Origin of the sequence: Blautia sp. MSJ-19 (genome assembly GCF_018918125.1) — a bacterium.
Lineage (GTDB): Bacteria > Bacillota > Clostridia > Lachnospirales > Lachnospiraceae > Blautia_A.
Genome location: NZ_JAHLQA010000002.1, coordinates 18324 through 42386, shown reverse-complemented (window position 1 = coordinate 42386; position 24063 = coordinate 18324). Strand labels below are relative to the sequence as shown.

General features: G+C 44.4%; 23 protein-coding genes and 3 tRNA genes. All 26 read right to left on the bottom strand.

Annotated elements, in window-relative coordinates; all coding sequences use genetic code 11:
• Positions 1-91: 91 nt before the first annotated feature.
• The 26 genes from KQI91_RS00340 to KQI91_RS00215 all read right to left on the bottom strand — a co-directional run bounded on the left by KQI91_RS00340 (position 92) and on the right by KQI91_RS00215 (position 24055).
• Positions 92-1894 carry a cobaltochelatase CobT-related protein gene (locus KQI91_RS00340; RefSeq protein WP_216390970.1) on the bottom strand — a complete coding sequence of 601 codons (1803 nt, stop codon included), beginning with the start codon at positions 1892-1894 and terminating at the stop codon, positions 92-94.
• On the bottom strand, positions 1878-2798 hold the full coding sequence (locus tag KQI91_RS00335; RefSeq protein ID WP_216390894.1) for an AAA family ATPase: 921 nt from the start codon (positions 2796-2798) through the stop codon (positions 1878-1880). Before KQI91_RS00335 ends, KQI91_RS00340 begins: the two co-directional genes overlap by 17 nt.
• A 20-nt stretch (positions 2799-2818) precedes the next feature.
• The gene (locus tag KQI91_RS00330; RefSeq protein ID WP_216390893.1) at positions 2819-4933 is read right to left on the bottom strand and encodes a glutamine synthetase III family protein; all 2115 of its coding nucleotides are present in this window, start codon (positions 4931-4933) and stop codon (positions 2819-2821) included.
• 100 nt (positions 4934-5033) lie between these two features.
• The gene (locus KQI91_RS00325; protein ID WP_216390892.1) at positions 5034-5939 is read right to left on the bottom strand and encodes a diacylglycerol/lipid kinase family protein; all 906 of its coding nucleotides are present in this window, start codon (positions 5937-5939) and stop codon (positions 5034-5036) included.
• A 197-nt stretch (positions 5940-6136) separates the two neighbouring features.
• Positions 6137-6210: transfer RNA gene (locus KQI91_RS00320), tRNA-Met, on the bottom strand.
• A 26-nt stretch (positions 6211-6236) separates the two neighbouring features.
• A tRNA-Met gene (locus tag KQI91_RS00315) sits at positions 6237-6310 on the bottom strand.
• A gap of 8 nt (positions 6311-6318) precedes the next feature.
• A tRNA-Val gene (locus KQI91_RS00310) sits at positions 6319-6391 on the bottom strand.
• Positions 6392-6512: 121 nt separating this feature from the next.
• The gene (locus KQI91_RS00305) at positions 6513-6995 is read right to left on the bottom strand and encodes a YdcF family protein (protein ID WP_216390891.1); all 483 of its coding nucleotides are present in this window, start codon (positions 6993-6995) and stop codon (positions 6513-6515) included.
• On the bottom strand, positions 6995-7504 hold the full coding sequence (locus KQI91_RS00300) for an SEC-C metal-binding domain-containing protein (protein WP_216390890.1): 510 nt from the start codon (positions 7502-7504) through the stop codon (positions 6995-6997). The genes KQI91_RS00305 and KQI91_RS00300 overlap by 1 nt, the downstream gene beginning before the upstream one ends.
• A 317-nt stretch (positions 7505-7821) precedes the next feature.
• The gene (locus KQI91_RS00295; RefSeq protein WP_216390889.1) at positions 7822-8640 is read right to left on the bottom strand and encodes an HAD family hydrolase; all 819 of its coding nucleotides are present in this window, start codon (positions 8638-8640) and stop codon (positions 7822-7824) included.
• 60 nt (positions 8641-8700) lie between these two features.
• Positions 8701-9981 (bottom strand): adenylosuccinate synthase, encoded by a 1281-nt coding sequence (locus KQI91_RS00290; RefSeq protein WP_216390888.1) that lies wholly within the window; start codon positions 9979-9981, stop codon positions 8701-8703.
• 22 nt (positions 9982-10003) lie between these two features.
• Complete coding sequence (purB, locus tag KQI91_RS00285; protein ID WP_216390887.1) at positions 10004-11437, bottom strand: adenylosuccinate lyase; 1434 nt, start codon at positions 11435-11437, stop codon at positions 10004-10006.
• A 111-nt stretch (positions 11438-11548) separates the two neighbouring features.
• Positions 11549-12298 carry an amino acid ABC transporter ATP-binding protein gene (locus KQI91_RS00280; protein WP_216390969.1) on the bottom strand — a complete coding sequence of 250 codons (750 nt, stop codon included), beginning with the start codon at positions 12296-12298 and terminating at the stop codon, positions 11549-11551.
• A gap of 32 nt (positions 12299-12330) precedes the next feature.
• On the bottom strand, positions 12331-12978 hold the full coding sequence (locus KQI91_RS00275; RefSeq protein WP_216390886.1) for an amino acid ABC transporter permease: 648 nt from the start codon (positions 12976-12978) through the stop codon (positions 12331-12333).
• Positions 12979-13063: 85 nt separating this feature from the next.
• A complete protein-coding gene (locus tag KQI91_RS00270; protein WP_442860588.1) occupies positions 13064-13879 on the bottom strand; it encodes an amino acid ABC transporter substrate-binding protein in 816 nt (271 codons plus the stop codon).
• A 216-nt stretch (positions 13880-14095) separates the two neighbouring features.
• On the bottom strand, positions 14096-16204 hold the full coding sequence (locus KQI91_RS00265) for a glycoside hydrolase family 13 protein (RefSeq protein WP_216390884.1): 2109 nt from the start codon (positions 16202-16204) through the stop codon (positions 14096-14098).
• A gap of 291 nt (positions 16205-16495) precedes the next feature.
• Positions 16496-18283, bottom strand: coding sequence for an ATP-dependent zinc metalloprotease FtsH (gene ftsH / locus KQI91_RS00260; RefSeq protein WP_216390968.1), 1788 nt, complete (start codon positions 18281-18283; stop codon positions 16496-16498).
• A 64-nt stretch (positions 18284-18347) separates the two neighbouring features.
• Positions 18348-18878 carry a hypoxanthine phosphoribosyltransferase gene (gene hpt, locus KQI91_RS00255; protein WP_216390883.1) on the bottom strand — a complete coding sequence of 177 codons (531 nt, stop codon included), beginning with the start codon at positions 18876-18878 and terminating at the stop codon, positions 18348-18350.
• Positions 18875-20290, bottom strand: coding sequence for a tRNA lysidine(34) synthetase TilS (gene tilS / locus KQI91_RS00250; protein WP_216390882.1), 1416 nt, complete (start codon positions 20288-20290; stop codon positions 18875-18877). The genes hpt and tilS overlap by 4 nt, the downstream gene beginning before the upstream one ends.
• Positions 20291-20308: 18 nt before the next feature.
• Positions 20309-21802: a SpoIIE family protein phosphatase gene (locus KQI91_RS00245; RefSeq protein ID WP_216390881.1), complete on the bottom strand. Its 1494-nt coding sequence runs from the start codon at positions 21800-21802 to the stop codon at positions 20309-20311.
• A gap of 110 nt (positions 21803-21912) precedes the next feature.
• On the bottom strand, positions 21913-22227 hold the full coding sequence (locus tag KQI91_RS00240) for an FtsB family cell division protein (protein ID WP_253288289.1): 315 nt from the start codon (positions 22225-22227) through the stop codon (positions 21913-21915).
• The gene (gene yabQ / locus KQI91_RS16440) at positions 22202-22576 is read right to left on the bottom strand and encodes a spore cortex biosynthesis protein YabQ (protein ID WP_216390880.1); all 375 of its coding nucleotides are present in this window, start codon (positions 22574-22576) and stop codon (positions 22202-22204) included. The genes KQI91_RS00240 and yabQ overlap by 26 nt, the downstream gene beginning before the upstream one ends.
• Positions 22577-22589: 13 nt before the next feature.
• Positions 22590-22871, bottom strand: a complete 282-nt coding sequence (gene yabP / locus KQI91_RS00230; protein WP_216390879.1) for a sporulation protein YabP — start codon at positions 22869-22871, stop codon at positions 22590-22592.
• A gap of 78 nt (positions 22872-22949) precedes the next feature.
• Positions 22950-23189, bottom strand: a complete 240-nt coding sequence (locus tag KQI91_RS00225; protein WP_216390878.1) for an RNA-binding S4 domain-containing protein — start codon at positions 23187-23189, stop codon at positions 22950-22952.
• A gap of 62 nt (positions 23190-23251) precedes the next feature.
• Positions 23252-23527, bottom strand: a complete 276-nt coding sequence (locus KQI91_RS00220; RefSeq protein WP_005428681.1) for an HU family DNA-binding protein — start codon at positions 23525-23527, stop codon at positions 23252-23254.
• 141 nt (positions 23528-23668) lie between these two features.
• A complete protein-coding gene (locus tag KQI91_RS00215; RefSeq protein WP_216390877.1) occupies positions 23669-24055 on the bottom strand; it encodes a MazG nucleotide pyrophosphohydrolase domain-containing protein in 387 nt (128 codons plus the stop codon).
• Between the last annotated feature and the right edge of the window lie 8 nt (positions 24056-24063).

Here is a 24063-nt window from a genome sequence, read left to right as displayed (position 1 = left end):
CGTGTAGATTATCAAGGGCGAGTTTATGAATTTTTTATATTTTCGTTCGTTTTATTTAACACTTTTTGGAAATATTGCACATTTTCGTCTATTATCCATCAATCTCCAGCTGTTTTGTCAGATATCGGCCAACAATTTTCGAAAAGTTCGCAATATCCCGGATGTACGCAAAATCCTTTCCAAAAATCTTTTTCTCTGTTGCCAGGTCTTTTTCTTCCCCTGCAAACACTCCCAGTACACTGACATCCAGATTACGGAGCCTGCGCACTTCTGTCGCGGTATCTGAAATTGCTGCTTTTCCCTGATACGGCTGAGGATTCTTTGCATTTGGACGGTTTACGATCACATCATACGGACGACCATCACTTAAGATGATCATGATCTTCTTTTCTTCTTCGCGCTGCAGAAGCTCATATCCTGCCGTCCGGATGGCAAGTCCGTCACGATTGTTGGAAGATGTCACGTAATTGAAGATATTTTCGTTTTCTGTCCGCGGATCGTCATATCTGCGGAACCGATGCATGATCGTATAATCCCAGAATGTACAGAAACTCATCACCCGGTGCGGGATATCGACATTGCTCAGTGCCTCACTGATGATATACGCCTGCAGTGCCACATCTCCCTGTCGTTTCATCTGTGATCCACTCGCATCTATCAGAACATCGACAACAAAATCCGACGCTTCGCCTTTCAGCTCCTGCTGAAACAGTTTTGCATCATTTGTCCGTCCGATCCGCCAGAGTCTGGAAGGAACGATCATCCCTCTGTCTGACAGTACCATCTGCGACTCGCTTCGAAGAACCAGTGACTTTCGCAGAGTCTCCGTCAGAACTGCAATATTGTGCTTGACGATCCGGTGTTTGTCATGATACAGCCAGACATTTTTATTTCTCAATCGTTTTGCATACTCATACTGGTAATTTCTTTTTGCCGGATTTTTCAGAATTCCCTCTGTAAAATACAGGCTGCAGTCACTGTGCACGCCCCTGCACATCTGATAATTGATCTTCTTTTCTTCTGCCTCGCTCAGATATGTTCTGCCGAAATTCAGTTCTACGTAAGTATAAGCCTTTTCCAGCATCTCCGGTGTAACAACTTTGACGGCACGCTTTTTCTGCCGCTTTTCTTCCATCTCTTCGGTAACTGCTGCATTTTCAAGTCCTGAAGCTGAATTCGTCAGCTGTTCGACATAACTTTCCAGAGCTTCTTCATACATTTCCTCTGAAAGAAAATCTTCCCACGAATACTCCGTAAGATCTTCCATTGTCACAGAAAGGACCTGCTCCAGGGTACCATGCTGAACAGGAAATGTTGGATCGATCAGAAGATTATAAAGCTCATCGATCACCCGGATCAGTTCCATCGTATCCTGACTCTCTCCTGCCCGTTCGATCAGATCCATAAACGGCTGCAGTTTTTGCTCCACATGATATTCACCGCCGGTCAGTCGTCTCCGAAGGGCTGCTACCCTGAGTCTGCCCGGAATGTCCCGCAGATCTGGCAGCTTTTCAAATTCCTGCTCAAGAATATCTTCTATACATTGCTTCTGCATATCACGGATTCCCGGGCGTTCCTCGCAGATCTTGTCCCCAATAGCTTCTTCGATACAGAGCTGTGCCACAAAGGTCAGCTCGTTCTCTCCTGCCTGAAGGAATATTTTTTTAACCAGATAAAGCCCGAGCATATCCTTATCATAATATCTGGCAAGTGCGCCCTGTTTGATTCCGTCATACAGGGCAATTGCCTTTGATCTGAGAAAAAGTGATACGTCAGGCTTCATATCCAGTTTATAATCACCGCTCACTGTCCATAACAGATTGCGGATCCTGTTTTCCAGTTCCAGACGATAATCGTCAATCTCAACCGGCTCTGCACTATGCTTCATATACATCATCCCTGGTCCAATTCGATGGAATTCTGGTGCTCACGACATCTTCTACGATTTCTTTTTCAAATACATCAAATGTTTTGTTTACAATTCCCATACGGACTGCCTTCGCCGGAGCAAGTCCGACATCAACGATCTTCATTGCTGCAAGCAGACCGCGAAGATCCAGTGCTTTCGTTGAAATCTCACTGTTCAGTGCCTTCAGCTGCAAATCCAGAAACAGTCCGACAAACTGTTCAATTGCGTGTTCTTTTGCCGTCGGAAACATCTGATGAAAAATAAATCCCAGCGTCTCTTCTGTCTGTGCCGGCATATCAATGACCAGAAATCTGGATACCAGTGCTTCATTCAGCTCCTTCGTGCCGGCGTAACCGTAATTCATCGTACCGATAAATCTCGCAGCCGGATGAAGGTCGATTTTATCATACCCCGGCACATCGATGGATCGTCTGTAGTCCAGAGTAGCATGAAGGACAGAAACCGCATCGTTTTTTGCCATGTTGATCTCGTCGAGAATTCCGAATCCTCCGTATTCTGCACAGCGGTAAATACTTCCCTTGCGAAGCTTTACCTCATTATCTTCAAATGTATCTGTTCCAATCAGATCACCACTGTTGGTGTTGACATGAAACGAAATATTATAGGACGGACGGTTAAAAATATATGCCAGATTCTCTGCCAGAATATTTTTGCCAGTTGCTTTCGGTCCGGTCAGAAGCAGATTCTGCCCCTGGAGAATACCTGCGATTGCCATCTCCAGAATCTCTTTTCCATAAAAAGGAATCGACGGTTTTATAATTCGGTTCTTTACTTCATCGGAAACAGGATATGCCTCCCTGAATTCTATAATTTTGTCTATGAAAGAGGAGCAGATACCCTGCTCCTCCAGAAATTTTAATTTTTCCACTTAAGTTACTCCTTTGAAGATCACACTTCAAAAATCAGATCGCCATAAGAAGGCATCGGCCACATTTCCTTATCAACCAGCATTTCCAGCTTGTCAACCGGTGTACGCAGTTCTTCCATCGCTTTTGTCACGATATCCTTGCAATATACAGCACGTTCTCTTCCCTCCGGAATCTGCGGAACTTTTGCCACCACTTCAGAAAGTTTCTTCATGGCTTCGCTTGTTTCCCTGAGAAGTGCAGAGCATTTCTCAAGGAGCTCTGTCTGTACACTTACATCGATCGGTCCTGCTGCCTTCACTGCATTGATAGAATCTGCCAGTACAGTCGTGTAGCGGATCACAGCCGGGATGATCTGTTTTGTCGCAATGTCGATCATGGTCTTTGCTTCAATGTTGACTGCTTTTGCATAGATCTCATACTGGATTTCTGCACGGGATTCCAGCTCAGTTTTTGTAAATACATGGAATTCCTCAAACAGTTTCACAGCTTTTTCGGTAGTAAGTGCCGGAATTGCATCTACCATGGACGGAAGGTTCGGGAGTCCGCGGCGTGCTGCTTCTTCTGCCCATTCCGGTGCATAACCATTGCCGTTGAATACGATACGCTGATGCTCGATCGCATATTCTTTGATCAGATCATGTACTGCCATATCGAAATCTTCGGCTGCTTCCAGACGGTCACATGCTTCTTTGAATGCTTCGGCTGCGATAGTATTCAGAACTACGTTGCACTCGGAGATAGAGTCTCTGGATCCAACCATACGGAATTCGAATTTATTTCCGGTAAACGCGAACGGTGAAGTACGGTTACGGTCCGTTGCATCCTTCATAAAGTCTGGCAGAGTCTTAACACCTGTCTCCAGAATGCTTCCTTTCTTGCTGTGTGTTGCAGTTCCTGTGCTGATGAGCTGATCCAGGACATCGCCAAGCTGCTCACCAAGAAATACGGAAATAACTGCCGGCGGAGCTTCATTACCTCCAAGTCTCTGATCATTTCCGACATCGGCTGCGGATTCACGGAGCAGATCTGCATGTGTATCAACTGCCTTCAGAATACAGGTCAGCACCAGAAGGAACTGAATATTCTCATGTGGTGTCTTGCCCGGATCCAGCAGGTTGATTCCGTCATCTGTAGTCAGGGACCAGTTGTTGTGTTTACCGGAACCGTTGACACCTGCAAACGGTTTCTCATGAAGCAGGCAGCGCATGCCATGACGGCTGGCTACTTTCTTAAGGATACGCATCATGATCTGGTTGTGGTCTGCTGCGATATTGACCGGTGCATAGATCGGTGCAAGCTCATGCTGTGCCGGTGCCACTTCATTGTGCTGTGTCTTGGCAGTCACACCCAGCTTCCAGCACTCTTCATTTACTTCTTTCATATAAGCAGAGATTCTCTGGCGGATGGTTCCAAGATAATGGTCATCCATCTCCTGTCCTTTCGGCGGCATAGCTCCAAACAGTGTTCTGCCTGTATATGTAAGGTCTTTTCTCTGCAGCCATTTTTCTTTGTCAACAAGGAAATACTCCTGCTCTGCCCCAACAGACGGAGTCACCTTCTTTGATGTTGTATTTCCAAAAAGTCTGAGAAGACGTAAGGACTGTGTATTGATTGCTTCCATAGAACGAAGAAGCGGGGTCTTCTGATCCAGTGCCTCTCCTGTATAAGAACAGAATGCGGTCGGGATGCACAGAGTGCCGCCGGCTGCATCATGACGTACAAATGCCGGTGAAGTACAGTCCCACGCTGTATAACCTCTCGCCTCAAAGGTTGCGCGAAGGCCACCGGACGGGAAAGAGGACGCATCGGACTCACCTTTGATCAGCTCTTTGCCGGAAAAGCTCATCAGAACCTTGCCATTTTCCTTCGGAGCAGTGATAAATGCATCATGTTTTTCCGCGGTTACTCCTGTCAGCGGCTGAAACCAGTGGCTGTAATGTGTCGCTCCTTTTTCGATTGCCCATTCTTTCATCTCATGAGCAACGACATCTGCTACTTCCAGAGAGAGTTCTTTCCCCTCTTCTATGGTCTTTTTCAGCTCTTTGTATACTTTTTTCGGAAGTCTTTCTTCCATGACAGCATCATTGAATACATCGCATCCGAAAAGTTCTGTTACATTCACGTAGTCTGACATCTTCTATCTCCTTTAGTTCTCGTTTATAGTTCCTGTTCACTCTATTCACAGCAGCTATCCTGTGAACAGTTACCATTTATACTTTGCTGTGTGTCTCATTTCAGTCTTTATTTTTCGTGCTTTTTAAATAAAGATTCAGGGCTTTGTGACGATTTTCGATTTCTACATAGCTCTGGTTCCCGCCAAATTCTCCATCCAGAGTCCAGGGCACATCCTCATCCGTCTCTATCGTAAGCTTCTTTGATTTGAACGAATAGATCATATCCGTATTATCCTCTGCGATCACCAGTGCAGTCATGATCTCCTGAAGCTGCAGCGGATTCTTCGGATGCCTGATGAGTGTTACCTCAAAAAGCCCGTCATTCATATCTACATTTTTGCCTGTAAGATTCTTAAAACCACCTACAGATCTGGAATTCGTGATCATCCCCACAATAAAATCATCTTCCACCTGAAGTTCCTCGGAAGTTACTTTCATATGGTAAGATTTAATATCAAAAAGGCGCTTGACTCCTTCCAGCACATATGCCAGATGCCCAAGAACATTCTTCAGATCCTGGTCTGTCTCATAGGATACATCGGTAAACAGTCCAAATGCAGCCACATAGGCAAATGTCTGGTCGTTGAATCTGCCGATATCACAGTGATACAACTGCTCTTCCATGATCATCTCCGCAGCCTTAACCATGCTTTTCGGCATAAAAAGACTGTTTGCAAAATCATTGGTGCTTCCTGCCGGAATATATCCGATCGGTACATTACTGTTTTTCTCTGTAATTCCGGTAACGACCTCATCCAGAGTGCCGTCGCCTCCGCTGCATACAATCAGGTCTACCGCATCTGCATATTCTTTTGCTTTTTCATATGCGTCTCTCGGCGCCTGTGTCGCACGGATAATGACCTCATAATCATGACTGCTGAATATATCAACAATATCCAGTAAATGCATCTTGATCCTGCCTTTTCCTGCTTTGGGGTTAAAAACAAAGAGCATTTTCTTTGCCACGGTCTGATGTCTCCTTTCTTTGATTTATTACGCAATGTATATCATACAACAAAATATTGCAAATTCCTAGATGCAAATTTTTCTGTTGGTTCTGCCAAAATTTTTGGACAACGCGGAGCGTTTTTTGCGTTATTGGAAGATTACGGAGTAATTTCCTATAACGCAAAAAATCCTCTGCGAATACAGAGGATCTGAAGTAGCGAGAGGGGGATTCGAACCCTCGACACCACGGGTATGAACCGTGTGCTCTAGCCAACTGAGCTATCTCGCCATATGCAATTATATAGATAAAAAAAGTAGCGAGAGGGGGATTCGAACCCTCGACACCACGGGTATGAACCGTGTGCTCTAGCCAACTGAGCTATCTCGCCATATTGAATGGGACCTATAGGGCTCGAACCTATGACCCTCTGCTTGTAAGGCAGATGCTCTCCCAGCTGAGCTAAGATCCCATTTATATCTGTCACACTGACCGGCTCTCATAAACCGCTCTCGCAACCGACTTCGTTAGTATACTATGTCTTTCGCAAAGTGTCAACACTTTTTTTAATTATTTTTAAAATTTTATTTTGTTTACAAATTTCCGACAATTTTGTCCTTCAAAATCGCCAGAATCTCTCTGGGAATATAGAGCAGAAGTCTCCATGAGCGATAGCGCGATGGAACCGGATAAATCCTGCGGCAGCCACACTTTCTGCCAATCAGCACGCCTCTGAGCACATGAAAATTATTTGTCACCACTCCTATGGATGGTTCTGTACTTCCAATCAGCTCCAGGCTGAAATCCAGATTTTCTTTGGTATTCGTTGATCGTTCTTCCTTTATCAGACGTTCTTTATCAATCCCGTGTTCTGTCAGATACCGGTACATGGCCTCCGCTTCACTGATCCGCTCCCCGGTTCCCCGTCCTCCGGAAAGCACAGCTCTTGTTTCAGGATTTTTTTCAAGATACAGCAAAGCCCTCCTGGTTCGTTCCAGAAGGGCTAATGTCATTCTTGTTCCATCTACATGGGCACCAAGTACGATAATATATTCCAGATTCTGTCTGGCTTTCATTATTTACCGCAGCAGTGTTTGTATTTCTTACCACTTCCGCACGGACAAGGATCGTTACGGCCAATTTTGTGTGGTTTTACTACAGTACCGGACTTTTTCTGTTCCATGTAGAGCTCTTTACGTTTTTCTTCGGTAAAAATCTCATCCCACTGTGGAAGCTGATACAGCCAGTCTGCTTTTGCATCAACCATGTTCTTGTAAAGAAGCTCTTTGTCAAATGCAAGTGTGACTTTGGTGTTTTCATCCATAGTCTCGATCGGGTTCGGAATCTTAAGGCTGTCGTTGATACCATCCAGGAATCCAACCATAGTCAGGACTTCCTGTCCGTATTTTTCTGCCAGTTCTTTAACTGTGCCGCTTACTACTTCATCCGGATTGGAAAGAAGCTGCTCATAAATTCCTTTTTCGATATTAAAATAGTTTGCCCAGAATCTCTGAAGCTGATTGCGGTCTGCCTGCTGATTGTAGGCAATTTCACGCCACTGCTCTAAGATTGTTTTATCACTCATTGTTTCATCCTCTTTTCAAAAATTTTGCCTGTGCCCCATTATACCATCTTTCTTCCCAAAACACAAATCATATTCCTATAATTTTTGTGAAAATTGTGTATAGATAGTAAGAAACCGGTCATACTACAAATGTTCCCTTAAGACTTTCCCTCAAAGTTCTTGTGGAAACAGCCTGCGAAAGATAATTTGAGAAAGGTAACTGTTTCCTGCATTCACAGCCACAACATGTTAAAACAGTTACCGGGAAAAACTTATATCCTCCCCTTACGAAGTCTCAGGACTGACGCATGGACGCGGTTCTGGGGCTTTTCTCGTTTTTATTTTACTCCCATTTTTTCCAGTTCCGCCGCGGCCTGCTTAAAATTCTTAAAACAGATCGTGCGAATTCCCAGATTCTCTGCACCCTTGCAGTTTACTTCTCTGTCATCAATAAAAACACATTCCTCTGGTTTCAGCTGATATTTATCCAGCAGCGTCCGGTAGATTTCCGCCTCCGGCTTCAGCTGTCTGACATCACAGGAAAACACATCTCCATCCATATATTTACGAAACGGCATTTCTTTTTGTGTTCTGTCCAGCATGTACTTACTGTAATTAGAAAGAATGTACAGATGATATCCCTGACTTTTGAGATATTTCGTCCAGGTCTCTGCATACGGCATTCTGTGGATCGTCTTTGGTGTATCCTTCATGACTCTGGCGATGTCCTCTGCATACTCTGGATCCAGTTCCTGGCACTGGCGGACATATGTTTCCTCGTCATAAACGCCTCTGTCACGCTCATCCCACACCGGTCCCTGAAATGTTGCTTTTGCAATTCGGTCACGTTTTTCTTTTTCGAAACCAAAACTGTCCAGATATGTCTGCCAGTTAAATTCAACCAGCACCAGTCCTACATCAAAAATCACATTTTTTATCATTCCTGCTGCCCCCTGCTCTTCTTTTTTCCTGTTCAGATATTTAAACAGCATTAAGATCACATAACACATGACTGCAACAAACATCACTGTAAAAAGTGATGCCATAAATTCCTTCTGTGAAAAGTCTCCCTTCAATGCAAAATACATCGGAAGGCAGAAAATTGCCAGAAGCGCGATCACTGCAATGATCGCCGCATATTTTTTCCAGTTTTTCATAATTTCCTCTTTATTAAGCAAATGCGCCGGAGCGAACTCCGGCGCGTCATATGCTCATACTTATTTATTTCTGTAAATGATATCGTTTCTTCCTGGTCCGTTGGAAACCATTGTGATCGGGAATCCAATCTGTTTCTCAATAAATTCCACATATTTGCGGCAGTTTTCCGGAAGATCTTCGTATTTTTTGATTCCACGGATATCTGTTTTCCATCCCGGAAGCACTTCCAGAACCGGTTTTGCTTTCTCAAGAAGACCTGTTGTCGGGAATTCTGTAGTGACTTTGCCGTCAATCTCATAGCCCGTGCATACCGGAATCTCATCAAGGTATCCAAGTACATCAAGTACAGTAAATGCAACATCTGTCGTTCCCTGCATACGGCAGCCGTATTTGGAAGCTACACAGTCGAACCATCCCATACGTCTCGGACGTCCGGTTGTTGCACCGTATTCGCCGCCGTCTCCGCCTCTTCTTCTGAGCTCATCAGCTTCTTCTCCGAAGATTTCAGAAACAAAAGCGCCTGCGCCTACTGCACTGGAGTAAGCTTTGCATACAGTGATGACTTTTTTGATCTCATATGGAGGTACACCTGCACCGATTGCTCCATAAGCAGCCAGTGTGGAAGATGATGTAACCATCGGATAGATTCCGTGATCCGGATCTTTCAGGGAACCAAGCTGTCCCTCAAGCAGGATTTCCCTGCCTTCTTTTAATGCATTCCACAGGAACAGAGATACATCTCCGACATATGGAGCAACCATTTCTTTGTATTTCATCAGTTCTGCAAAGATTTCATCCGGATCAAGAAGCGGTTTGTGATACAGATGCTCCAGAAGGATGTTCTTTGTCTCAACAACACGCTCTACTTTTTCTCTCAGAGAATCATCGTGAAACAGTTCATTTACCTGGAAACCGATTTTTGCATATTTGTCTGAATAGAACGGAGCAATGCCTGATTTGGTGGATCCAAAGGATTTGCCACCCAGACGCTCTTCTTCATACTGGTCAAACAGAATATGATATGGCATCACGATCTGTGCTCTGTCAGAGATCATGATCTTCGGAGCCGGAACTCCTCTTGAAACCACTTCATTATATTCTTTGAAAAATACCGGAATATTCAGAGCGACACCGTTTCCGATCACGCTTGTTGTATGATTATAGAATACACCAGACGGAAGTGTATGCAGTGCAAATTTACCATAATCATTAACGATGGTATGACCTGCATTTGCTCCTCCCTGGAATCTTACGATAATATCAGCTTCCTGAGCGAGCATGTCAGTAATCTTACCTTTACCTTCATCTCCCCAGTTTGCTCCAACTACTGCTTTGATCATAACACATTATCCTCCTCGTGTTTTATACGTTTATCTCTGCGGTCATACCCAGCATGTCTTTGTGTGCATCCAGAACCGGCTGTACAGTCTTCTCAATAAATGTCGCTGTCTGTTCTTTTGCTCTTCCGACATATCTGGACGGTTCCATGGATTTACGCAGTTCATCAATTGTCAGATTGAATGCAGGGTCCGCTGCGATTCTCTCCAGAAGGTCATTGTCTTTACCTTCAACTTTGACAGTACGTCCTGCTTCCATGGAAAGTTCTCGGATACGTTCATGAAGTTCCTGGCGGTCTCCGCCGGTTTTTACAGCATCCATCATAATATTCTCTGTTGCCATGAATGGAAGCTCCGCCATCATATGTTTCTCAATAACTTTCGGATATACGACCAGTCCGTCTACAACGTTCAGGCACAGATCCAGAATACCGTCGATTGCAAGGAAGCCCTCCGGAATGCTAAGTCGCTTGTTTGCAGAATCGTCCAGTGTTCTTTCAAACCACTGTGTTGCAGAAGTGATTGCCGGATTTAATGCATCCACCATCACATATCTGGAAAGTGATGCGATACGTTCACTTCTCATAGGATTTCTCTTGTAAGCCATTGCAGAGGAACCGATCTGAGATTTTTCGAATGGTTCTTCTACTTCTTTGAGGTGCTGCAGAAGGCGGATATCATTGGACATCTTGTGTGCACTTGCTGCAATTCCTGCAAGAACATTCAGTACTCTTGTGTCAACTTTACGGGAATAAGTCTGTCCGGATACCGGATAACAGTTCTTGAAGCCCATCTTTTCAGCGATCATCGGATCGATCTTGTCGATCGTCTCCTGGTCTCCTTCGAAGAGTTCCAGGAAACTTGCCTGTGTTCCTGTAGTTCCCTTGGAGCCAAGAAGCTTCAGAGTTCCCATTACATATTCCAGATCTTCCAGATCCATCAGGAATTCCTGTGTCCAGAGAGTCGCACGCTTACCAACTGTAGTCGGCTGTGCAGGCTGGAAATGTGTAAATGCAAGAGTCGGCTGCTCTTTGTATTTATCTGCGAATTTGGAGAGTTCTGCAATTACGTTCACCAGTTTCTTCTGAACCAGTTTCAAAGCCTCCGCCATAACGATGATATCTGTGTTGTCACCAACGTAGCAGGATGTTGCTCCCAGATGGATGATTCCTTTTGCCTTCGGACACTGTACTCCATATGCATACACATGGGACATAACGTCATGACGTACCTGACGTTCTCTTTCTTTTGCCACATCATAGTTGATATCATCCTTGTGAGCTTTCAGTTCATCAATCTGCTCCTGGGTGATGTTCAGGCCAAGCTCTTTTTCTGTTTCAGCCAGAGCGATCCACAATCTTCTCCAGGTGCGAAATTTCATATCCGGAGAAAAAATGTACTGCATTTCCTTGCTGGCATAACGCTCTGAAAGGGGACTTACGTATCTGTCTGTACTCATGTATTTACTCCTATCATCTCACTCGATTAACCGCAGGGGTAACTGCGGTTGATCGGATTTCCTATCTTTACGCAGAAATTATATAACATCGCATGATTAAAAGCAATCCTTTTATTCTTCTCCCTGATGAAATTTGCCAAGGAATTCCTTTATTCGTGCATTACTTGAGGAAAATACTTCCTGCGGGGTACCCTCCACTGCGATCACGCCTTTGTCCATAAAAATAACTCTGTCTGAAATATCACGGGCAAAGTTCATCTCATGCGTAACGATCACCATTGTGATATGCAGATCTGCCAGAGAACGAATGACTCTCAGCACTTCTCCTGTCAGTTCCGGATCCAGTGCAGAAGTCGGCTCATCAAAAAACAGGATCTTCGGATTCAGTGCAAGTGCCCTCGCGATCGCAACACGCTGGCACTGTCCGCCGGACAACTGATACGGATAAGCATCTTCTTTATCAGACAGCCCCATCTTGGCCAGGAGGTCTCTCGCCTCTTTATAAACTTCATCTTTGTTTCTTTTCTGCACATGGATCGGTGCATCTGTGATATTCTTCATGACTGTATAATGTGGAAACAGATTAAAGTTCTGAAAAACGAGTCCGAAGCAGGACTGAATTTCTTTCAGTTTTGCCTTATTCGGCAGACAGACTTTGCCATTTTCGGTCCAGACTGTCCTATCTCCCATATAGCTGACTTCACCATCGTCAATCAGAGTCAGCAGCGTAGCACAGCGAAGAAGCGTCGATTTTCCCGAACCAGAAGATCCGATGATTGAAACGACTTCTCCCTCATTTACATGAATCGATACATCTTTCAGCACCTGAAGACCATCGAATTCTTTTTTGATATGATTCATTTCCAGAAGACTTGTACTCAAAGCATTTCCTCCTAACGATAGTAATTCAGTTTCTTTTCAAACCATTCCATTACCCATGCAACTACAAAATTAAAGATATAGTAGAAGACTCCTGCGATCACAAACGGGATTACCGTTGTCTGTGCCGCTGCGATCTGTTTTGCCAGGGCAAACATTTCAATATAGGAAACAGAATAAACAAGCGATGTATCCTTTACAAGAGTGATAACTTCATTTGTCACAGACGGAAGAACGATCTTCACAACCTGTGGCAATACGATCTTGAAAAATGTCTGACTCTTGTTATACCCCAGAAGCTGTGCAGCCTCATACTGTCCCACCGGAATGGATTCAATTCCGGAACGATAGATTTCTGCAAAATATGCCGCATAGTTCAGGGAACATCCCAGAATGATCGCAGTAAACTTATAATTTCCAATATTCATCCCCCACAGATAGAACGGTCCAAAATACCACAGCAGCAACTGCAGCATCAGCGGAGTTCCTCTCATAATGGAAATATAAGCCTTGACGAGCCAGCTTAATGGTTTGAAGCGGCTTACACGTCCAAAATATACCACCATGCCAAGTGGCAGAGAAAATAACAGGGTCAGAAAAAAGATCAGCAGTGTCTGGCCAAACCCCGTGGTAAGCTGTTGTAACATTACCTGAAAACTCATGTACTCTCCTCCATAAACCTACAAGAGGGATGCCACCCGGAAAACCGGGAAGCATCCCATTCTGTATTCGTATTTTATGTATTACTTATTTTTCTTCTGCTGTATCTGTTGTCTCTGCTGCTTCTTCTGCAGTATCATCTGCGGCTGCATCGTCAGAAGCTTTCAGTGTGACCATATCAGCAATTTCATATTTGTCAGCAAGCTCAGCAACCGTTCCGTCATCAGCAAGTTTCTGAAGATCTGCATTTACGATATCGCAAAGTTCATCATTGCCTTTCTTGAATCCGATCGCATACTGTTCTGTATTCAGAGTTTCATCAAGGATCTTGAATCCCTCTCCTCTGGAATTCAGCTGATACTTGGCAACTCCGATATCAATTGCCAGCGCATCCAGAGCGCCTGCCTGCAGTTCTGTAAATGCAGTGTTATAATCTGCAAATTCATTCAGTGCTCCAAAAGTATCTGCCAGCTCTTTCTGTCCGCCTTCTTCTTCACTCTGAAGAAGATCCAGTGCTGCGGAAGCTGCCTGTACACCAACCGTCTTACCTGCAAGATCTGTCAGTTTTTCGATTCCGGAAGTTTCGGAAACAACGATTACCTGGCTGTTATCTACATATGGTTCTGAAAATGTATAATCATCTTCTCTTCCGTTCATGGTAAATCCATTCCAGATACAGTCAATGGATCCTGAATTCAGTTCCATATCTTTTGAATCCCAGTTGATCGGTTTTTTCTCCAGTTCCCAGCCTTCCAGGTCACATACTGCCTGTGCCAGTTCCAGGTCAAAGCCTGTATATTCTCCGTTTTCGTCCATATATCCATATGGCGGATATTCTGCATCAAATCCAACTACCAGAGTTTTATCTTCTACTCCCGCCTGCACGCTGACTGCAGACACCATTCCCAGTGCCATTGCTGCTGCCATAAATACTGCAACTGTTTTTTTCTTCATCACTCTATCTCCCTTAACAATATTTTTATCTTTTAGCACGTAGTCACTCTACTTCGTGAAAGTATTGATATCGTAACATACCCGCCTGAACCTGTCAAGAGAATTTTCAGATGTACGACAGATATCGTTCCTGTCGCTTAACTGTTCACATTCACCCTGCCTCAGTTACATCTGGTCCTTGTGATGCAGTACCGTCACACTGCGCGGCGGAAGATACAGATTCAGTGCACCAGCCCTGGACAGCACCTGTTTCTGGTGTGCTGTATAGCCTTCCTGAGAAGACTGTATCAATCTTGTGAAAACAGCTTCTTCCAGACGGCTGATTCCCGCCTGCCATACTTCCAGCATGACTTCTCTGCCTTCATCACGGTTGTTCAGGATCACGATCATCTGCTCTGTATGAGAAAATCTCGCATAACAGAGACCCTGATAATCATTCCAGAGGAATTTCAGCGAACCATTTCTGAGCATTTTGTATTTTTTGTGGATGGCGATCATTTCTTTGTAAAAATTCAGAAGTTCCATGTTTTCATTGCCCCACGGATATGTTCTCCGGTTATCCGGATCTGTAAATCCACAGACACCGGCTTCATCTCCATAATACAGTGTCGGTGCTCCCGGCCATGTCATCTGAATCCCGATTGCCTCACGCATGATCGCCGTATTGATATTTTCGGACGCCGCCTGTGCCCCTGCATAGGAAACACGCCCAACTCTCCTGTTCGTTCTGGTAAGGAATCTGGAATGATCATGATTGGACAGCTCATTCATCGCCGTATGCAGAGATGACATATGCAGGGAGCGCATATGTGTCTTCATCGCTCCAATAAATGCCTCACTGTTTCCATAGAGGTCTTCCCGATACTCATCGCTGTGCTTTTCCATTCCTGTCAGAAACCAGGTGACCGGCTCCATAAACGCATCATAGTTCATGACGGAATCCCATTCATCGCCCTGAAGCCATCCCTCCGGACTTCCATAATGCTCTGCCAGGATCAGTGCTTCCGGATTTGCTTCCTTGACCGCCTTACGAAAATCTTTCCAGAACTGATGATTAAACTCATTGCTGTGGCCCAGATCTGCTGCCACATCCAGTCTCCATCCATCCACATTATACGGTGCAGACACCCATTTCTGTGCCACACGCAGCACATAATCATAAAGTTCCCTTGATCCCTCATAATTCAGTTTTGGAAGTGTATCATGCGTCCACCACCCATCATAAGAGGGATTGTATGGCCATCGATTCTGATCATGAAAATCAAAAAAGTAGCGGTATGGACTGTCTGCAGAGATATAAGCTCCCGGTGCATATCCTTCCTGGCCTTCATAGATCCGTTCCCTGTCCATCCATTTATTAAACGAACCACAGTGATTGAACACTCCATCAAGGATGATCTTCATGCCACGCTTGTGCAGCTCTTCTACCAGCTCTGCAAAAAGCTGGTTGCTGGCCTCCAGATTTCTTTTGTCTGTCACACGTCGGATATACTTCGCCGCATGCGTATTGTCCCGGTCTCCCGGGGAAAGCAGTCCATCACAGTCCTCTACGATCTTTCCGTAATGTGGATCTACATAATCATAATCCTGACAGTCATATTTATGATTACTCGGTGAAACAAAGATTGGATTCAGATAGAGCACTTCCACGCCAAGTTCCTCAAAATAATCCAGCTTGTCAATGATTCCCTGCAGGTCTCCACCATAAAATTCCCTGACACCCATGACTGCCGGTGTCTTGGACCAGTCTGTAACTTTCTCACTGTGTTCCCCGATATACGTATATTCATGGCTTTCTACGTCATTCGACGGATCCCCGTTACGAAAACGATCCACAAATATCTGATACATAACAGCACCCTTTGCCCAATCCGGAGTATGGTAATCCGGATAGATCTCAAACTGTGCCCATTCCTGCAATTCTGAACAGACGCCCTGTTCCGTATAATAACACGTCACCCATCCATACTGTATTTCAAAATGATAGCGGAACACCTCAGCCGGCATCATGATCTTTGTTCCATAATAATCAAAACCTTTTGCGGTTTTGTATACTTTCATTTTATAACGTTGCTCTCCTGATATAAGATACACAGCATCTACATTGTTCTTCTGGGTTCTGAAGCTGATCATTACCTTTTCACCACTTCTGGGTTCAGTAGGATTTCTGTAATATCTGGTTCCATCGCTGAAAAGAGCATCTTTGTTCAGCACCGGACGCATATTCAGAATATACTGCATTTTTCTGGTAATATCTTCATTTCCCTGTTTCATAATTCAATCCCCTTTGTATTTTAGCATATGTATATTTTAGTCTAAACTCCACCTGGACACAATATAAAAACCACCGAAAACAATGCCTCCATTCCGTTATTTTTTTGCAAAGTAAAAAAGACAGCGGGATAAGCTGTCTTTTTTGGAGAAGGTATTTCTTCTTATGGGGTGTAGCAAAAACTATATAATGTATTGGGGGGTTTTTACGGTTATTATAGTACCATGACTTCCCCCAAAAGTGTGCACAAACTTCACAAATTTTGATGTCTGTTTTTGTATACTTTGTATATCTTATTCTTGAGTCATTTCATTTTCTGATGTAAAAAGTGCCTCAAATTCATCTCTCTGAATCTTTTCCTTCTCTAAAAGCAGTGCAGCACACTTATGAAGGACATCCATATGCTGAGAAATGATCTTTCTGGCATCCTCATGGCACCGGTCAATAATACCATGAACTTCTGCATCAATTTCTTTTGCCACTTCTTCACTGTAGCTTCTGGTATGTGCCAGATCACGGCCGATAAATACTTCATCTCCGTCATCGCCATAGGTGATCAGTCCAAGTTTGTCTGACATACCATACTGCATCACCATCGCACGCGCTGTGCTGGTTGCCCTCTTGATGTCATTCGAAGCACCTGTGGTAATATCGCCAAAGATGATCTCCTCAGCAACGCGTCCGCCCAGAAGAGTGGTAATATCCTGAAGCATCTTGCCCTTGGTGTTAAACATCTCATCGTTTTCAGGAAGCGGCATCGTATATCCGGCAGCTCCCATTCCGGTTGGAATAATGGAAATCGTATATACCGGGTCCATATCCGGAAGCACATGGAAAAGGATCGCATGTCCGGCTTCATGATAGGCTGTGATTTTCTTTTCTTTTTCGGAGATGACTTTGCTTCGCTTTTCTGCTCCGATGCCAACTTTGATAAACGCATGTTTGATATCCAGCTGTGTGATATAACTGCGTCCGGATCTGGCCGCCATGATCGCAGCTTCATTCAAAAGATTCTCAAGATCCGCCCCGGTAAATCCGGCTGTTGTCTGTGCGATCTGTGCAAGATCCACATCCTCTCCAAGCGGCTTGTCTTTCGCATGGACTCTGAGGATTTCTTCTCTTCCCTTGACATCCGGACGACCTACAGCGACTTTACGGTCAAAACGACCCGGTCTCAAAATTGCCGGATCCAGAATGTCTACACGGTTGGTAGCTGCCATCACAATGATTCCCTCATTCACGCCGAAACCATCCATCTCTACAAGAAGCTGGTTCAGTGTCTGCTCTCTCTCATCATGTCCACCGCCCATTCCGGTTCCTCGCTGCCTTGCTACCGCATCGATCTCATCAATAAATATAATACATGGTGCATGCTTCTTTCCTTCTTCAAACAGATCTCTCACACGGGATGCACCAACACCGACAAACATCTCCACAAAATCAGAACCGGAAATTGAGAAAAACGGAACTCCCGCTTCTCCGGCAACTGCTTTTGCAAGAAGTGTTTTTCCTGTTCCAGGAGGTCCTACAAGGATCACTCCCTTAGGGATTCTCGCTCCAACATTGGTATATTTCTGCGGAGCTTTCAGGAAATCCACAACTTCTACCAGGTCTTCTTTTTCTTCCTGCAGACCTGCCACATTATCAAATGTGACCTTTTTGTCATCCGGCAGCATCATCCTTGCGCGGCTCTTGCCAAAATTCATCATCTTGGCATTTCCACCGCCACCGGACATCTGTCGGTTCATCATCATAAACAGGAAAATTACCAGTGCCCCTGTGAGCAGAACCGGAAGAAGTGTCGTCATGAACACACTTTCCTGCGGCACATCCTGGATTTCCGGATAGATACCATAGCTTTCCAGCATTTCCTGTGCCTCTTTAACATCTGTCACATAAACTCTCTTCTGGCCCTCTCCTGTAATGTCTGCCACAACTGAGCCAGTCGGAACCTGTCTGTTCTGATAAATTTTTGCAGAAGTCACCTTGCCATCCTCTGCTGCCTGTTTCATGGTTTCCATTGAGTAATTACTCTGTGATACTACCTGATTGTTCAGATAAAAATATCCCGCAACCAGCATCACGATCAATACAAGATACAGGCCAATTCTGCCTGACTGTTTATTCACCTGCCAAATTCTCCTTTCAATCCTCGTTTAATTCCACTACCCCGATAAATGGAAGGTTTCTGTATTTCTGTGCATAGTCCAGACCATATCCGACAACAAATTCATCCGGAATATTAAAGCAGCAGTAATCTACCTTTACATCTTTAACTCTGCGTTCCGGTTTGTCCAGCAAAGTACAAAGTCGGATACTGTTCGGATTTCTTCCTTTCAGGATTTCGATCAGATAGCTGAGTGTTCTTCCGGAGTCAATAATATCCTCTACGATCAGAACATCCTTACCGATGAGTGGCTGATCCAGGTCTTTGACGATCTTTACAACTCCGCTTGATTTTGTGTCATCTCCATAACTGGATACAGACATAAAGTCCAGGGATACCGGAACTGTGATTCTTTTTGCCAGTTCACAGGTAAAGAATACGCCACCCTTCAGGACGCAGATCAGATGGATTTCTTTTCCTGCATAATCTTTGCTGATCTGTGCTGCGATCTTTTTGATTCTCGCGTCTACTTCCTCTTCACTCAGTAAAACTTTGATTTTTTCACTCATTGTACGTTTCCTCCTTGGTATGTGATCTCCAATACCCTTCCTGTCCAGGAAGTGATTTTGTAACGCTCATTGATTCTTCCGCCTACGATCCACAGGATCTCGTCTCCTGCCGCGACCAGTGGTATAGTCTCCCGCAGCTCTGCCGGTATCTTGTCGTCGATCATACAGCGTCTAAGTTTTTTGTGGCTGCCCGCCTGGTCTATCACCATGTAATCACCGCTTCTGCGTGTGCGGACAGACAGTTCGCACTTTATTTTATCACAATCAAACCATTTCGTATACTTTTTTTCTAAAATCTTCTCGCCTGTATAAGAAAAAATTCGCACATGAAATTTTTTATTTTTCCATGCTGTTTCCCCTGTCATATCCAGTAAGACCGTATCTTCCTCTGTTGCGCGGCCATCTCTGCATTTTTCCCTCTCACCCAGGCTGATCTGTACGCCTTCATAGCACCGCCGCGCTTCCATCCCATAAGGAAGCTGAATCCTCTTTCCAACCTGGCAATGGTGCAATTCCCGAATCTGGCGGATATGGTTCCCGGTCAGGTCTTTCTGATGTCCGCCGGTTTGCTCCAGGATCTCTCGGATCACATAATCCTGCAAAATCTCCTTTTTTTCAAAAAATGCAGAATCCAATGTATATTTTTTTTCTTCCACAGAGTAATTCTCCGCCTCACGCTTTGCCAGTTCTGTAAAATATGCCTCTGCCTGATCAAAGATTCTGGCAGCTTCTGCCATATGTGTTACTGTTTTTTCATTTACTTCTTTTTCCAGAAGCGGCAGGATATGTCTGCGAATCCTGTTTCTCGTATACGTATCTTCCAGATTGCTGCTGTCTGTCACACAGGGGATTCCTTTCTCCTTTACATAATCGACAATTTCACAGCGTTCTAAACACAAAACCGGGCGAATCCATTCTCCATTGACCGGTTTCAGGGAAGAAAGACCTCTGAGTCCGGAGCCTCTTGCAAGATGATGAAGCATGGTTTCTGCCAGATCGTTTTTATTATGTGCCAGTGCGATCCGGATCCTTTCCCTCGGAACAGCCGTTTTTCTTTTTTCCTCTTCAAACGCTCTCCTGCGCAGAATCCTGCCTGTTTCTTCTGTGCCTGTTTTCCACTGAGCAGCCAGTTTTGGTACATCATACGTATAAACGCTACATGTAATCCCCAATGCCGTGCAAAATCGTTGAACCGTTTCCTGATCCCGCAATGCCTCCTCACCCCGGATTCCGTGATTCACATGCACTACCCGGACCATAAACTGCATGGTCTCACTGAGTCGGTTCAGTATATCCAGCATTGCCATGGAATCAGGTCCACCTGAAACACCGGCGATCACCAGTGAACAGGACTGCAGCATCTCTGTTTCACGGATATATTCTTCTGTCTTTTGTAATATGCTTTTCTGCATCGGAACTCTCCTGTATCTTTATTTTCGTACCACATTCGCAACCAGCACTGTCATATCATCCCGTGCCCGGTAGTCGCTGTATCCCAGTACCCGTTCAAGGATTCCCCGGCTCACCTCTCTGGGCGCCTCATCCTGAATATCCATAATAATTTCTTTCATCGTCTCTTCTTCACGCTCTGCCGGAAGCGCATCCAGCACGCCATCCGTCATCATAATGAGATAGTCTCCATGATAAAGCTTACGGGAAGCTGTATCAAAGTCGATCCTCTGTACCAGGCCTGCGGCAAGACTCTCGGATGCTATGGCCTCCACCCAGTGATCTCGCTTAATAAATGTTGCTGCTGCACCTGCCTTAAGGAATTCGCAGATACCTGTATATAAATCTATCGCACAGATATCCACTGTAGAAAACATCTCTTCCCTTCCTTTTAACACAAGTGCTGAATTCACCATACGTGCCGCCGTCTCCTGAGAAAATCCGGATTCCAGGAACTGTTCCAGAAGCTCTACAACAATTTCACTTTCTCTGCACGCATCCATCCCTGATCCCATACCATCAGACAGGCACATAACAAACTTCCCGCCTTCCTCCTGACGGCAGATATAATTATCTCCGGATACTTTTTCTTCTTCTCTTGTCAGTCTCGAAACACCATACAGCATCTGATAGCTGACATCTTCGACAAAATGAACTGTATGAAATTCTCCGTTTATGATACAGCGGCTTCCCTGTGCAGAAGTCATCGTACATTCAAAGATTTCCGACAAAATCTGCGAAATCTCCGTCACTGACACACACTGTCCGCTTCTCGCCCGCAGATTCAAAAACACCTGTCGTCTTCCTTCTACTTTGTCCATCGCCCAGGCATGTTTCAGAACAACATGTTTTCTTTTCAGCCGCTTTCGCAATTCTTCCTGAAATTCCGGCTCTGCCGGTGAAATATCATACAGATCCTTTGCAACCATTCCCATGATCCCCGAAATCTCTGTCAGCTGCTGCGCCACCGCCAGTCTGCTCTCGATCATACGGTTTGTCCAGATCAGATTTTGTTTTTCTTTTTTGAACTGTTCCCGCATTATCTCCAGATATTGCAGAGACTTTCCACAGATTCCGGCCCACTGTATCCGCAGTGCCTCTGTTTCTTCTTCATTGCCTTCTTCCAGTGCCCGAATCATAGCTTCTCCGCCCCTGCACAGGGTATCCGCCTGTTTTCCCCAGCAGATTTCCCTATGATAACAGCCACTGCAGACCTGGTCATTTGTTTCACTGAGTATATGCGTGATCTGACCACTGCTGAGATATTCTTTTTTATAAGGCATTCCATAAAAAGTATCTGCCAGTTTCTGAAAAGCAGCCGCATATTTTTCTACTTTTTCTTTTTGGGGATGGTCTTCACACAAAGGAAATTCTTCCTCTTTTTTTGACATTCTCCCCGTCAAAATAGTTTTTGCCATGTCCCGTAATATCAGAAGTACACTGATCACGAGCATGGCAATTATCCATTCCTGCATATGTTCCCCTCCCCTAATACTTTCACTAGGAAACTATTATAAGAGGGTTTTCCAAAAATATCTGTCAAATAAAGGGATACACATCAAAAAACTTTTCGACAAAATCTCCTTTATTTTTCTTCCTCAAATACAATCTCATTGCTCTTGACAAGTCCAAGCTTATCTCTGGCGACTTCCGCTATATACTCATCCGTCTGCATATAGTCTTTCTGCTCATCAATCTCCGTCGTCCGGTCCTGTTCCTCCTCTATGGATTGCTGCAATGCCTCTGCTTTGGCATCATAAACCGCAATACGTGACTTCAGGCTCTGACTCTGAAAAGTCAGTTCGCCCAGCAGAAGCAGAACAACGATAGCAATTGCCGCCATTCCCAGGTAGTTATTCGCTATTTTCTTTTTGTTATTTCTTTTTTTTGACTGTTTCAAACCGTCTGCTCCTTTTAAAAGACTTAAAACGCTTCCTCGTAGGTTTACGTGGTAAAAGTTTACATCTTTTTATAAGAAATAGCAACCTGTTTAACAAATAATTTGAAAAAAAAGCACCAAAAACAGCACCTGGTAACATAAAGATCCTTAATTGTCCGGAATTATATCTGTATATTTCGGAAAATACGACACCACCCGCAACTACCCAGTATAACAGATCAAGGATTCTGCCATTTTTTCGTTTATCAGAAACTACCGCTCTGTACAGAAACCGGACCCCTCTGTAACTGACCAGCAGCCAGATTCCCATCACAATTGCCCGCAGAAAAAGGAGCGATTCATTTCTCATATAAGTGCTCATCTTAACGAAACAGCCTTTTCATCAGTGGATCATTCTTTTTTCCTGCGGTTCTGGTCAGATACGAAATGTGATTCACTCTGCCTTCAATCTCAGCCTCCCCTTTTTCAAGGTTCAGACTCTTCACATGCAGTTGTTCCCCCTTCAGCAGAATCTTTCCTGCTTCGGACAGTAACAGAATCTCATTTTCATTAAAAGAATGTATATCCTGGATCCCCGTCAGTTTTCCATATCTGCGGTCATCCAGAAACAGGCTGTGTGACTGGAGTGCTTTTTTGTCTTCCACGTCCGCTCTCCTGAATTCTGACTTACTCTTAATCTATGTAGAAATCACCCGGGATAGACATTCTTATGCTCCGTTTTCTTAAATATAACGGAACAGATTCTCTGCATCCTCTTTGCGCACAGTGTCTTTGACTTCCAGAACTTCCACTTTTACATTTTTGCTTCCGAACTGGATCTCGATCGTGTCTCCTGCTTTTACCTGTGCAGATGCTTTTGCCGGACGGTCATTTACCAGTACACGTCCCGCATCGCAGGCCTCATTTGCCACTGTTCGTCTTTTGATCAGTCTTGAAATCTTCAGATACTTATCAAGTCTCATATTTACCTCCTGAAACAACAAACGGGGGAACTTCCGTTCCCCCGAAAATTACGTCCAATATATTATTCGTTTACCATATCTTTCAGAGCTTTTCCTGCTTTGAATTTCGGTGCCTTGGAAGCTGCGATTTTCATTGTTTCACCAGTCTGAGGATTTCTTCCTTCTCTGGCTGCTCTTTCGCTTACTTCAAATGTACCAAAACCAACTAACTGGATTTTTCCACCTTTTTTTAATTCGGATGCTACAACATCAGTGAAAGATTTTAATACAGCCTCTACATCTTTTTTAGAAAGGTTTGTTTCTTTCGCCATTGCTGCTACTAATTCTGTTTTATTCATGGTGTTCCTCCTCTAAATAACCTCATTCTTATTTATTGCGTAATGCTTCCTTGGCATATGCACGCTGTCTATTATATATAAACCTTTTGTGTCAAATTGTCAAGGCTTTTCGCGTTATTTCGAAGTCCTGCTGCAGTCTCATCAGACCTTCTCTTCCTGCAGTGCTCGTTCTTTCTGTTTCAGCTCTTCCCAGCTAAGCTCTGACAGGCTTTTATCCTGTGGTGCAAAGATCTTTGGATGGCGAAATTTCATTTTTTCTGAAATGCCCTCGATCACATCCTGTATATTAAACAGGCCTTCCTGTTCCGCGATCACACTGTGCAATGCGATCTGAAACAGCACATCTCCTAATTCTTCACACAGGTTTGCACTGTCCTGCTTTTCTGTGAGCCGGTCAATTCCCTCCAGAACCTCCCTGGTTTCTTCTACCAGGTATTTCTTGAGACTTTCATGCGTCTGCACGCTGTCCCACGGGCACTGTTCACGTATCAGCCTGACAACTCCCATAAATTCATCAAAGGTCTGCATATATCACA